The organism is Flavobacterium sp. HJJ, assembly GCF_015351475.1.
Lineage (GTDB): Bacteria > Bacteroidota > Bacteroidia > Flavobacteriales > Flavobacteriaceae > Flavobacterium > Flavobacterium marginilacus.
The window spans coordinates 52,504-65,435 of sequence record NZ_JADKPR010000008.1 but is presented as its reverse complement, the minus strand read 5'-3'; the positions used below and the strand labels follow the sequence as shown (position 1 = coordinate 65,435).

At 36.7% G+C, this 12,932-nt stretch carries 7 protein-coding genes; 1 reads left to right on the top strand and 6 read right to left on the bottom strand.

The window, feature by feature from the left end; genetic code table 11:
* Positions 1–356: 356 nt before the first annotated feature.
* The 6 genes from IRZ80_RS08420 to IRZ80_RS08395 all read right to left on the bottom strand — a co-directional run bounded on the left by IRZ80_RS08420 (position 357) and on the right by IRZ80_RS08395 (position 8,921).
* Positions 357–953 (bottom strand): hypothetical protein, encoded by a 597-nt coding sequence (locus tag IRZ80_RS08420; protein WP_194641117.1) that lies wholly within the window; start codon positions 951–953, stop codon positions 357–359.
* A 138-nt stretch (positions 954–1,091) separates the two neighbouring features.
* The gene (locus IRZ80_RS08415) at positions 1,092–1,817 is read right to left on the bottom strand and encodes a GDSL-type esterase/lipase family protein (RefSeq protein WP_194641116.1); all 726 of its coding nucleotides are present in this window, start codon (positions 1,815–1,817) and stop codon (positions 1,092–1,094) included.
* A 38-nt stretch (positions 1,818–1,855) separates the two neighbouring features.
* The gene (locus IRZ80_RS08410) at positions 1,856–2,938 is read right to left on the bottom strand and encodes an SGNH/GDSL hydrolase family protein (RefSeq protein WP_194641115.1); all 1,083 of its coding nucleotides are present in this window, start codon (positions 2,936–2,938) and stop codon (positions 1,856–1,858) included.
* A 170-nt stretch (positions 2,939–3,108) separates the two neighbouring features.
* The gene (locus IRZ80_RS08405; RefSeq protein WP_194641114.1) at positions 3,109–4,623 is read right to left on the bottom strand and encodes a rhamnogalacturonan acetylesterase; all 1,515 of its coding nucleotides are present in this window, start codon (positions 4,621–4,623) and stop codon (positions 3,109–3,111) included.
* 54 nt (positions 4,624–4,677) lie between these two features.
* Positions 4,678–7,539, bottom strand: a complete 2,862-nt coding sequence (locus tag IRZ80_RS08400) for a glycoside hydrolase family 2 TIM barrel-domain containing protein (RefSeq protein ID WP_194641113.1) — start codon at positions 7,537–7,539, stop codon at positions 4,678–4,680.
* Between the two features lie 20 nt (positions 7,540–7,559).
* Entirely contained in the window at positions 7,560–8,921 is a 1,362-nt protein-coding gene (locus IRZ80_RS08395; protein ID WP_194641112.1) for a rhamnogalacturonan acetylesterase, read from the bottom strand.
* A gap of 294 nt (positions 8,922–9,215) precedes the next feature.
* Between IRZ80_RS08395 and IRZ80_RS08390 the strand changes: the two genes are divergently transcribed.
* Positions 9,216–12,851 carry a DUF4450 domain-containing protein gene (locus IRZ80_RS08390; RefSeq protein WP_194641111.1) on the top strand — a complete coding sequence of 1,212 codons (3,636 nt, stop codon included), beginning with the start codon at positions 9,216–9,218 and terminating at the stop codon, positions 12,849–12,851.
* Positions 12,852–12,932 lie beyond the last annotated feature (81 nt).

Here is a 12,932-nt window from a genome sequence, read left to right as displayed (position 1 = left end):
AAAAAACGGGAATTAATTTGTTATGGTAGATGGTATTAGCCAGAGATAGTTATAAAATTATATATTCGATTATTCTTTTTCTTGTAGCTTTTATGATTTGGGATGAAATTTATCAGGCTCAATTCTTGCCATATGATGAAAATTGGGGAAACTTAATTACAGCGTTCCTTATTTCTTTCTGCTCAATTTTTGCATTGATTATTTTATGGTCAAATTATAAAAAAATAATTCTCGCATGTAAATGGCAGACATTACTTTTTTTAGTGTTTGCCTCACCAACCACTGTTGTTTTTGTTGTCTTTAATTATAAAAGTTTTTTTGGAGCTGTTCTGAGAGTTTAAAAAAGAGTCTGTTTTTTACTCTTTGATCAATATAATTGTGGCCTTATAACCGGTTCCCACATTCCATTGGCTTGAAGTGATAACAGTTCCTTTGTCATCATAGACTTCAAACTGGGCGGTATTTGGAGATGCAAAACCTTCGTTTAGTGCTTCAAAATCAATTTTGTTTATACCATCGGTCAGATTTATTTTGAAGCTTTGAAATTCACCGCTCAGGCTGACCTCGGGCTGAATCATTTTGTCATTCAGGTATATCTTTATTTTATCACCGTCTACAAAGGCAGCATCCCGAAATCGGATAGTAGAAGTAAATGCCTTCGTTTTAAAACTTCCTAAATATTGATTTTGTCTGTAAAATATACCTTCAGAATTGTTTGGTTTTTTATACAGATAAGGATTTTTAAAAAGCTCTTCGGGATTGATCTGATAAGGATCTGGTTTTTTTACAACAGCCACAGCTTCATTTTTTGGCGTAATTTCTCTGGGCGGAATAATTATTTTTTCTTCCGTATTTTTTGGAGGAATCGGTTTGAATTTAGTTTTATTCCCATCCTGAGCATATCCCTGAAGAGAAATACTAATAACACCAATCAAAAATATTATCCTTTTCATAAGCTGAAATACCATTAATTAAAAACAGTTATATCTTTTTTATATAACATTTAATTGAGGTATTTATTGCATTATGACAAATCTGCTTCCAAGAAAAAATACATGAAATAATTTGCAGATTGGAATTAAAAATCTGTTTTATTCGAAATATTTTTTTAGGCAATCGACCCAGATTTGATATCCTTTTTCATTTAGATGTATGCCGTCAGTACTTAGTTCTTTTTGCATTAAATCATCTTTGCCGGCAAATAGAATATGTGTTTCTATTAATGTAAATACGCCCTTTCTCTTATGTTTTCTAATAATATCATTCGTCAGCTTTATACGTGCTGCCTGATTGACTTTATTGGTTGGAAAAATTGTTTGTACAAATATCTTGGTTTTTGGATTCTGCTGATGAATTATTTTTGTGATTTGAATGATATTCTTCGCGGTGCGCTCAGGTGATAATGTATCGTTTAATAAATCGTTAATACCTATTTCAATAAATACCGCAGTTGGTTTTATGTAATTGATTTCACCCAGTCGTGCTATTAGGCCATCAGTAACATCACCAGCTATTCCTCTGTTTTTAATGGCTTTATTATTCAAACGTTCTCCCCAGTTTCTTCCTTGCGAAGTAATGCTGTTGCCTGCAAAAACAATGTCATGTAACTGCAGAGGATTTGCTTTGAAACTTTTAATCATTTTAGGATAATTCTTGCTGGTCCATTCGTTATGTGTTGGAATAGATAAGTCTGCCGAAGGATACAGACTGTCGGGTATTGTCAGAATTGTATCGGAAGCTTGTGTTTTTCCAACTTTTGAATTGGAGGAGCAGGCAGCTAAAGCAATTGAAAGCAGAACAATTAAATATTTTTTCATGGATTTAGATTGGATATTTTGTATTCACTATTTAGGGATTACCATTTAATATTTTTATCTATAAATCCAATTAAATCATCTGCCATCATTTGCTGTTCTTGTTTATTTGGGTGGGCTCCTGTATTTTTATAAGGAAAAATCAAACTATAAATTTTAGTATCATTTATTCTTTCAACAGCTTGCTTAATATAGTTAGGCCATTTGGAGCCCGCTTTTGTGGCATCCATATTTCCCAAGGCACAAATGATGTGAGCATTTGGATATTTGATTCTGATTGAACTAATAAAATTTTGATACGCCAAAATGGTAAACTCATCCGTTGGTTTGGAAGTGCCAAACCTAGAAATAAATTGTTCATTTTTAGGCATATTGACAATCCATGAATCATTCTGAAAGAGATTGACCACAACCACATCGGGAGTGTATTGAGTGAAATCCCATTTACTATTCGGATCCATAGGGTTTAACCTATCATATATTTCGGGCATAATTTCTGGAAACCAGCTAACCATAATGCCAATACCGCTGCGAGCAATACAGGAATATTGTGCGTTATAATGACGAGCTGTCAAAGCTGCATAGGTGTAATAATTATTGAAAGTTTCTGGTTTTCCAGAATCCTGACCTCCTTTTTCAACATCCACGCCATGCCCAGCTGTAATGGAGTTGCCGTAAAATTCGATTTTTCTTTTTAGAGGTTTATTGGGAGTATTGATTTTAGACTTACCATCTATTTGAAATCCATAAAAAATATTTTCGGAGGTATTGTTTGAAAGTTTATAAAGCTGCAAAGTATGATTCCCAGAAGAAAGTCCGCTTGCCAGAGATACTGTTGTTTTCGTAGTATCTGATTTAAACTTAAATGCGTGCTCGGCATCATTATCGATAATGGCATAAAAATAACCGACTTCATTACGTGACTTTAAACTGGCGGAAATCCCTGATCCTTTAAAATTAATAGCTGCTGAAGTTCCCGGCCAGTAAAAACAGGCTGAATCTTGTGCTAACTTTACACGTCCCATATAAGTGATGCTTTTGTCACTTGGTTTAATTTGTAACTGGCTAAATCCATTTAAGCTCAGCAATAAAACAGCTGCAAACGTAATTTTTCTTATCAGCATGAATAATGGTTTGTCGGTTTAAAATAAAGAATTTAAGAATGATAAATTTAGAAAATATAATTTTCAGTCTTTAAAAAACAAACCAGAGTTTTACAAATTATAAAAAGAGTATAATTTGTGAATCTCTGGTAAAAAAAATCGCAAAGCTGAAGGCTCCAGTCTAAAGCTTTTTATTCCTTCTTTTTCGGAATCTCAATATAATCCCTCAAAGCACATTTTTTTAAGTTTTTAATGCTTTCAGCTGCGGTCAGCGCATTAAAATCGGCTCCTTCAGGACCAGTATGTGTATGGTCTTTAGGGAAAAAAGCACTTACTTTTTCTTTACCTAATTCTTCATATTTTTTGGCGATAATCACATTTAGATCAATAAAATCGGCGCCTTGATTTTCGGCAGCTGTTTTAGACCAAAGGTTGTAACTCTCATCTCTAAGTTCAGGTTTTCCGTTCGGCCATTCGTTTCGCACGGTCTGGCTCATCACAATTGGGATTGCTCCTTTTTCTTTGGCCTCTTTGATATAAGTTTCAATATAAGACCCAAAAGAGCGAACTGTTTCTTTAATACTGTCGGCACGGTTTACAATTTGTGTTTCTGTACCGTTTCCTTTTAGAGAACCTCTGAATTTGTCTTTGTCTACAGCACCAGCGTCATTGTGACCAAACTGGATAATTACAAAATTACCAGGTTGCAATTGTTCTCGGACTTCCTTCCATAAACCCTCAAATTCATAGGTGCGGCTGCTTCGTCCGCCTCTTGCTTTATTGATTACATCGACACGCATTGTATCTACATATTTTGGGAAAGCAACTCCCCAGCCCACAGCATTTTCATTGTTGCCATTATTTGCCATCGTAGAATCGCCAATCAAAAAGATTTTTTTCTTTTTTGGAAGTTTAATTTTCGGATCTGCTAAAACATATTTGCTCAATGAATTGTTTTTTTTGAGTTCACCTGCAATTACTGTAGCTGATAAAACAGCTCCTTTTGCCGAGGTATGCGTATGGTCTCTTTCATAAAAATAGGTTCCCATTACTTTTTCTTGTCCTATTTTGTCTAATGCTGAAGACATACCGGCATTCAGATCAATGAATGTCGCTTTTTCCTGCTCAGCAATTTGTTTTGCCCATAAACCATACGATTCGTTGTTGCGGAGAACTTTTCCGTCTTTCCAGTCGTTTCTTGGAATTGGTGAAAAAACCACAGGAATGGCTCCTTTTGATTTGGCATCCTGTACTAATTTTCGAATGTACCAGCCATACGTATGAACGATTTCGTGTTTGTGGGTTAACAGATTGTCAATTTCTTCGGTTTCGTTGCCAATGCCTTTAATTGTTCCTCTGGCTCTCGTTGTGTCATTTATGGCACCGTTATCATTATGCCCAAATTGAATAAAAACATAATCGCCTTTTTTGAGCTGTTTAAAAACAGGTTCCCATAATCCTTTGTACTGAAAACTTCGGCTGCTGGTTCCTCCTAAAGCATGGTTTTGAATAGCAACTTTGGTGGTATCCAAAAATTGGCCAATAAAATCGCCCCAGCCCCAAAGACCGCCGTCTCCTTTTCCGCTTCCATTTTTTACAGTAGAATCGCCGACTATAAAAATGGTTGGTTTGGTTTCCGTTTTTTGGGTGAAATTAAAAAAAAGTACTGCAGCATACAGTAAAGCCATTAATCGTATAATTTTCATAATGTATTTGTTTTTATTTATATCAGACAGAGATTCTTGAACTCAGCTTATTTTTTAATTATTATTTCTAAAATCAAACCACAGATTCATTGATATTCCGTCATCTCCTTTTTTGATGCGGATATTTGTCGGCTGGCTTTCTGGTCCCTGCTGTTCCAATGGTTTGAAATCTCTCATCGCCGGAATTTCATACATAAAAGAAATGTCTCCTTCCGGAAAATCCGGCTGCGGGTTACTTCCCGGAAAACCATTTTTCGGTAAATCCGGTGTGAATAATCTCAGAAACAAATTATCAGATTCGCTAAAAACTTTAAATGACGATGCACCCGCTTTTAGATTGGCTCCCAATAAATTGGCGTGATAACCTTTGAATTCCGGATAAACCAAATTTTCAAAACTTTCGCCAGTTATCGTGGTGTTGTAATTCTTTTCCCAAACACCGTAAGTTGTTCCTTTGATTCTGTTTTTCCAAACGTGGTAAGGACCTCTTCCGAACCATTTTATTCCCGTAACTTCTTTTTCAGGGAAACTGAATGTGATTCCGAATGAATTAATTTTATCTTCAAAATAAGCGCCGTCAAAACCGCCTGCATTTTCTGCATTTTTCAAAGCAAGAAGTTCCATTTTAAATCTTCCGTCAGGACACATAATCCATTTTATAGAGTTTAATCCGCCGGAATAAGTAACTGTACAGACTGCATTTTCGCCTTCCTGCGAAATCTGTACCTCTTTTAGTTTGGATTTCATCCCGATAGGACGCGGACCGTTTGTCAATGGAATTACTGTAACTGCGTTTTTAACCGTCAGGATTTCTCCAGTGGTACTGTCCAAAGTCACAGTAACATTATCTCCGCTTAAAACAACCTGATTTCCGTTTAGGATGGCTGTGGCTTTAGTTTTAACTGTTTTAGATGCTAAAAATTTAGCAGCAAAATAACTCGCTTTATGAATAGGCCAGGTCCAAGTATAAATTTCTTTGCCATATAGATTATTTGCAGTAATAGATAAAACATCACCTTCCAAAAAGCTGGCAGGAACGTCAAATTTAATTCTGCGGGTCTCGCCGGGCTCAATGCTTGGAATTTCAATTTTACCCGAGCTTAGTACTTTTGAAACACCATCAGTATAAAGAACATCTGCATCCGATTTCATTATTTTATATTCCATTTTGCAGGAATTCAAATTGCTGAACAGATAATCATTGGTTATCAAAAAGGAGCCGTCGAAAGCATCTGTTACTTGCTTTGGAGTAAATTGAATAGGTGCCCAGACTTCTTTTACCGTATAATAACTTCCTTCTCTTTCTCGGTGCGGGCCTAAAATTCCGTCTGCAGCCAAAGAGCCTTTGGAGTCAAATTTTACATCACCTTTCCAGTCCGAACGAAAAACAGCTTCGTCCAGCATTGCCCACATAAATCCTCCGGCAAACAAAGGACTTTGTTTGTAACGCGTCCAGAAATCTTCAAGAGCAGCTCCGTGTCCGTTGTCATAAGTCCCGTGCATGAATTCGGTTGGGAAAAACACGTTTTCTCCGCTGTTGAATCGGTGCATACCCGTTAAATAAGTAGGATAATGGTGCGTATCCCAGCCATTAAAATCGGACCAAGGATGTACTACAATTCTTTTTTGCGGATCGAATTGATCGAATACTTTGTCCACTTCATAATTCCATCCTCCTTCATTACCATTGTCCCAAATAATTACAGACGGATGGTTGACATCTCTGGTAATCATTTCGGCAGCTAATTTTGTTCCTGTTTTGGTATCATAAGAGTTTTGCCATCCGGCTAATTCATTTAGAACAAACAGCCCCAAAGAGTCACAGACTTCCATGAAATGCTCGTCTGGCGGATAATGACCGCGGACTGCATTCATATTCATATCTTTCAATAGCTGGCCGTCAAACACACTGATGCGTCTGCTGGTGCTTCGTCCGCCTTCCGGCCAGAAGGAATGACGATTGATTCCTTTCATTATGATTTTGGTGCCATTCACATAAATGCCGTCTTTTTTCTTGAATTCCAAAGTTCTGAAACCAATTTTCTTGTCCAATTTGTGAAGTATAGTTCCGTTTTGTTTCAAAGACAGTTCTAAGCTGTACAAATTTGGAGTTTCCGGGTTCCAGGGTTTAATATCTTTCCATTGGGCTGCGATGGTTTCTTTGATGCTTTTTGCCTTAACAGGAAAAGTGAATGTTTGAAAATTTTCACCGTTCAATCCTTTCAAACCAGCTTCTATGACCGTGTTTTTAGGAATGTTTTTAAGGTTCATATCAATAGTGATCGAACCGTCCATTTTTGGGTTTACGGCAATATGCTGAATTTGTGTTTTTGGAGATACTTCCAGCCATACCGGACGATAAATACCGCCAAAAAGCCACCAGTCTGCTCTGCGTTCTGCAGCATTAACCGAATTATTGTTCGAATGTTTCCATACATGAACTTCCAGCGTGTTTTTGGTGCCAAATTTTACTAAAGAAGTAATATCATATTTAAATTCGTAGAAACCGCCCTGATGAATTTCTCCTGCCAGTTTTCCGTTAATTTTTACTTCAGTGTCTGTCATTGCTCCGCCAAAAGCAATAACTACTTCTTTGTCTTTATAATCATTTGGAACATTAAATTCGTATTTATAAAGTCCTTCTTCTTTGCTGGGGTCTTTTTGGTTAAGTTCTTTATACCATCTTCCATAGGTATACTCGCCAAAACCTTCTAATTCCCATTGAGAAGGAACGTTGATGGTGGTCCATTTTTTGCTGTTATTGCCATCTGTACAATAAAAATCCCATTGTACCGGGTGTTCAAAATCTTTTCCGGAAAGGAAAACTTTTTCCGTTTGCTGTGCAGAACTGTTTTGCGCCGAAAAGGCAGTTACAGCCGCAATAAAAAGAAATTGTAAAGTTTGTTGTATTTTCATTTTAAATGTATTCAAAAAAATTAATTGCCATCAGGCTTTGCGATTTCAAAACGGGTACTCATTGGCAGAGTCCAATCTGAAATATAATTAGGCTGCTGGGGATTGTATTTTGGTGTCTGTTTCAATATATTTTTTTGTAAAGGTAAATTCAGATCGCGAATTCCCTTAATTACACAAAGTGTAATTTCATTGGCACCAAAACTATTAAAGTGTGTATTATCTTCTAATGCTTTTGTCTGCCCTGGAAAAGTATTGGCCGGATATTGTACAAAAGCTTTTCTGGAAACATCATCTCCCCATTTTTCATACAGCACAGTTGTGATTTTAGTTACATCGATAAGGGGCACATTCATTTTTTTTGCAACGGCACGCATAGCATCAGGAAAATCACCGTGTGTTTCTTTTAATGTACCATCAGAATTAAAGGCACGGCGCTGTGTAGGCGTAACCAAAACAGGAAATGCACCTTTGTCCTTTGCTGTCTGAATAAATTCGGCTAATAAATCGGAGTAGGATTTCCAGGCAGTATTTTCAGGCCCTTTTATTTTTTCATCATTGTGGCCAAATTCAATAAACAAATAATCGCCGGCTTTAATCTGAGAACTTATTTTTAACAGACGGTTACTGCTTTTAAAAGAGCTTAAAGCAAGGCCAGAGCAGGCATAATTGGTAATAACAATATTGGTGTCAAAATATTGAGGAATCATCTGCCCCCAGGAAGCCCAAGGCTCTACATCCTGATCGGTTACAGTAGAATCGCCGGCCAGAAAAATGCTGGTTACTTTTTCAAGAGGAATAATTTCAATTTTTTGAACACAGGCAGATCCTAAAAATTCTAAGGTTAGTTTGTTATCCCAATTAAGGTCTCCTTTTTCGCGGTCTTTTAATTTTATCGAATTGGATTCATCAATGTAGCTGCTGCGTACGTTTACATTGAATTCCTGTACAGCAGATTTACCTTTTTTTATAGGAAGCTGGTCAATCATTATTCTTCGGGATTCAGCTTTTACAGTAATATTGGAGTCATTACTATTATTGGCCAAAGTGATTTTTACTTTGTAATTTCCTTCAGGAATTTTTACCGAAAAATAAGTGCTTTTGCTGATGTTTAATCCAGTTGCTGTAAAGACTGCATTCGCATCTGTTTCAAAATCAAAACCATATCCGGTACTTTCTTCATATTTTGATGCAGTAAGTACATTAGTGAATTTGTTATTTTTTTTAGAAGATTCAAAATTAAAAACCTTTGGTTCAACGGGAACAGCTGTGCTTTTTGTATTGTTATTTTTTACAGTTTCAACATCATTTTTACCCATTGATAAAAGAATATTTGAAGAACACAAAACCAATACAAGCAGTGTAAAGATTCTAAAAGGTTTCATTTAATATAAATTTGGTTAATAGATTTTCAAAACTAACTTTTCGCTTTATAAATACTATCCTGTACTATTAGGTTAGCCGAAAACGTTAAAAAAGTGCTGATTTTATATAAATTGCGGGTAGGTACAGGATAGAATTGTGTTTGAAAAACAGCAATATTGCGTTATTAATTATTACTTAAAGTGCGTTTTTTTTACTTTTTAGTAATTAGAAAGCTGATTTTAGTCTCTATTTAAAGAGATATTTAATAGGAATAAAAAAATGTAGAAAAGTTTAATATTGCCTATACACATTTTATGAAAATTAAAGCTGTTTTACTGTTTTGCCTGTTTTTTATTATGCTTTCGACAGTCTTTTTTGGACAGGAAAAAGGCGAAAAGAAAACTGCACCGCGCAAAATTCATTATGTGCCGGATGGTGATGGCTTTCTATTAAAAAATGGCAGCCGAAAATTCAATCGTGCTTTATATGGCTCTAATACTGCTTTCAGAGTGGAAACTGGTGATTTACCGGAATTTGCTATGTATATGCCCGGAATGGGAGGCAATTTAAAATTTGGTTTATCCAATGGAAAGAGCAGTAAATGGATTACCGAAGCCAGTTCTATTACCGCACGATATGCCAATGGAAAAATGTATTATGAAATTCAGGATGCTGTTTTAGGCAGAGGAAAACTGAAACTTGAAATCGCCGCACTGAAAGACGGAGAAGGTTTTGTATTGAAAGTTTCAGGTTTAGATATTGATAAAAACACTTCGCTAATATGGGCTTTTGGCGGAGCGAGCGGAAAGAAATTCAGCCGTGACGGCGATATTGGTGCCGATCCGGAATCTGGTTTTTACTTAAAACCCGAGTATTGTACCAATAATCAATACACGATAAATAAGGATTCTTTTGTATTGGAATATGGTTCCGAAGTGAATAAACAAAAGACAGGAAATGATAAAAGCCTGCTGGGAATGTTTCCGTCATCTGAAGTTCATTTAGCCAATGCAGAAAAGCAAAATTCGCCTTTAGAATTATTTGCATCTGCACCTGACAAACAAAATCTGATTGTGGGTAAAATCAGTTCGATTTCAAAAACAGATTTATATTGGTCGCTGAATGCGAATGCAAAATCTAAAATAAATAATCAGGCAGATTTGGCCAAGCTGTTTACCAAAGCATCACAGGATATGCAGGAATTAGCAAGCCGGGTAAAAGTAACAACACCCGATCCTTACATCAACACATTAGGCTCGGCACTAGCCATTGCAGCCGATGGAATTTGGGAAAGTCCCGCTTATCTGCATGGTGCAGTGGCCTGGCGCATGCAGTTAAATGCTTGGCGCGGAGCGTATACAGCCGATCCTCTGGGCTGGCACGACAGAGCAAAAACTCATTTTATAAGTTATAGCAAATCTCAAGTCACAGAACCCGTTTCTGGGCCTGTCGTTTTTGATGCCGAACGGAATATGGCGCGTCAAAAAGAAGAAATGGGAACATCGATGTTCAGCAGCGGTTACATCAGCCGTAAGCCGGATAATAATACAATTGCCCATCATTACGATATGAATCTGGTTTTCTTTGATCAGATGCTGCGTCATTTTAAATGGACCGGCGATACTGAATTCATGAAAGAAATGTGGCCTGTTCTACAAAGACATCTCGATTGGGAAAAACGAAATTTCGATGTGGATAATGACGGTTTATATGATGCGTATGCATCCATTTGGGCAAGTGATGCTTTGCAATACAGTGGCGGAGGCGTGATTCATTCGTCAGCATATAATTATTATTCGAATAAAACTGCAGCAACAATTGCATCCGCTTTACAGCAAAATCCAAATTCATTTACAAGCGAAGCAGACAAAATTGCCAAAGCCACAGCCAATAAATTATGGCTTCCCGAGAAAGGTATTTTTGCCGAATACAAAGATGCCATGGGCAGGCAGTTATTGCACGAAAACCTGGGAGTTTGGAGTATTTATCACACCATTGATTCCGAATTAGCAGATCCTTTTCAGAATTATCAGATGCTTCGCTATGTTGACACCCAGATTCCGCATATCCCGATTCAGGCAGAAGGTTTGGATAAAAATGATTTGTATGTTATTGGAACAACCAATTGGCAGCCTTATACATGGTCCATCAATAATGTGGCTTTGGCAGAACAATTACACACTTCGCTGGCGTACTGGCAGGGAGGCAATTCTGAAAAAGCGTTTAAAATGTGGGAAAGCGCCTTGGTAGAAAGCATGTACTTAAGTCCTTCACCGGGCGGGTTTGAACAATTGATGTATCAGGATGCCATACGCGGCGAATTGTACCGTGATTTTGCCGATCCAATCGGGATGGCTTCAAGAACATTAGTCGAAGGCCTTTTCGGTATTCAGCCGGATGCATTGGCGCGCCAGCTTACTATTAAACCCGGATTTCCAGAAAAATGGGATTCGGCTTCTTTAGAAATTCCAGACATTTCTTTTTCATTCAAAAGAGAGAAAAATACTGATTCTTATGAAATTACGAATCGTTTAGCGTCAAAAATGGATTTGAAATTCATTGTGAATAGTGCTTTTGAAAAAATAAACAGCGTAACCATTAATGGAAATAAAGCCAATTATACCATTACAAAAAACGGAATCGGCAAACCTGAAATTATAATTGAAACACCATTTTCCGAAAAATATAGCATTGTAATAAATTGGGATACCAAGGCTTTAGAAGAAATAAAAACAAAAGAAATTTTCAATCCGAAGGATGCTTTTGTATTGGAAACTAAAAATGCCAAAATCATTGAAATTTATGATCCGCAAAAAGTTTTAAATTCTATTTCCAAAATCGAAAATAAAGTCAGTGGCATTATAAACAGCATCGGAAATAAAACGTTATTTGTACAATTACAGCAAGGCGAAATGATTTGGTGGAAACCTATCGCTATTAATTGTAAGCTAAGATTTGAAGTAACTGTAAAAGAAGTGAATTCGAATGATTTACTGCTTTCTGTTCAAAATAATTCAGATAAAAATGGTGACGGAAAATTGATTTTTAATCCTATTGAAAAAGAAATTCCGCAGGCAGTTTCAATTAAAGCCAGCAGCACTGAAACTATCGCAGTTCCATTAAAAAATCTGATTACAGGAACTAATAATTTCCAATTGAAAACTGCTGATGGCGAAGTTTATCCGTTATCATTTATCAGCTGGGACATTCCTGAAAACAAAATTGTAACAGCAGAAACAGTTTCATTGACACCTTATTTTAATGCAAAAGTGACGGATATTTTTAAACAAAAATATGAATCACCTCGTCCAAAAACGCCTACGCTGCAACTGCCTTTGCAGGGAATTGGGAATTGGTGTTATCCGATGATTAATCCAGAAATTGATGATTCCGGGCTGCGTGCTAAAGCCAAAGCAACAGAGAAAATTACGACTCCGGAAGGCATCGTTTTTGAAACACCGTCAGATGCTGCTAAAAATAATATTGTCTTTACTTCGATGTGGGACAATTATCCTGAAAAGACTGTAATTCCGCTAAAAGGAAAAGCCTCACATTTGTATCTGATGTTGGCGGGTTCGACCAATCCGATGCAGAGCCGAATGACCAATGGTAAAATAATCGTTAATTATACCGATGGTTCTTCAGAAGAATTGGAACTGAAAAATCCGGAAAACTGGTGGCCGATTGAGCAGGATTATTTTGTTGACGGACTGGCTTTTACTACCAATGCCCCGAAACCACCGCGCGTTTATCTGAAGTCAGGAATTATTTCCCGCACTTTCAACGATTATAAAGCCATAAAAGGATTTGCTAATAATGGTATTGACGGCGGGACAGGAACGATTTTGGATCTTCCTTTGAATACGTCTAAAACACTGAAAAGTCTTTCGATACAAACCATCGCCAATGATGTAGTTATTGGCCTGATGAGCGCGACATTAATTAGATAAATTAAATAAAAAAGAAATACACGGATTTAAAAAAAAACTGCTGAATCTGCGAAATCTGCGTGCTATTTTAAAAATAAAAAA

Excerpts from the sequence above, each read along its gene's own strand:
- IRZ80_RS08400 (WP_194641113.1), bottom strand. The coding sequence starts at position 7,539 with ATGAAAATACAACAAACTTTACAATTTCTTTTTATTGCGGCTGTAACT.
- IRZ80_RS08410 (WP_194641115.1), bottom strand. The coding sequence starts at position 2,938 with ATGCTGATAAGAAAAATTACGTTTGCAGCTGTTTTATTGCTGAGCTTA.
- IRZ80_RS08420 (WP_194641117.1), bottom strand. The coding sequence starts at position 953 with ATGAAAAGGATAATATTTTTGATTGGTGTTATTAGTATTTCTCTTCAG.
- IRZ80_RS08415 (WP_194641116.1), bottom strand. The coding sequence starts at position 1,817 with ATGAAAAAATATTTAATTGTTCTGCTTTCAATTGCTTTAGCTGCCTGC.
- IRZ80_RS08390 (WP_194641111.1), top strand. The coding sequence starts at position 9,216 with ATGAAAATTAAAGCTGTTTTACTGTTTTGCCTGTTTTTTATTATGCTT.
- IRZ80_RS08405 (WP_194641114.1), bottom strand. The coding sequence starts at position 4,623 with ATGAAAATTATACGATTAATGGCTTTACTGTATGCTGCAGTACTTTTT.
- IRZ80_RS08395 (WP_194641112.1), bottom strand. The coding sequence starts at position 8,921 with ATGAAACCTTTTAGAATCTTTACACTGCTTGTATTGGTTTTGTGTTCT.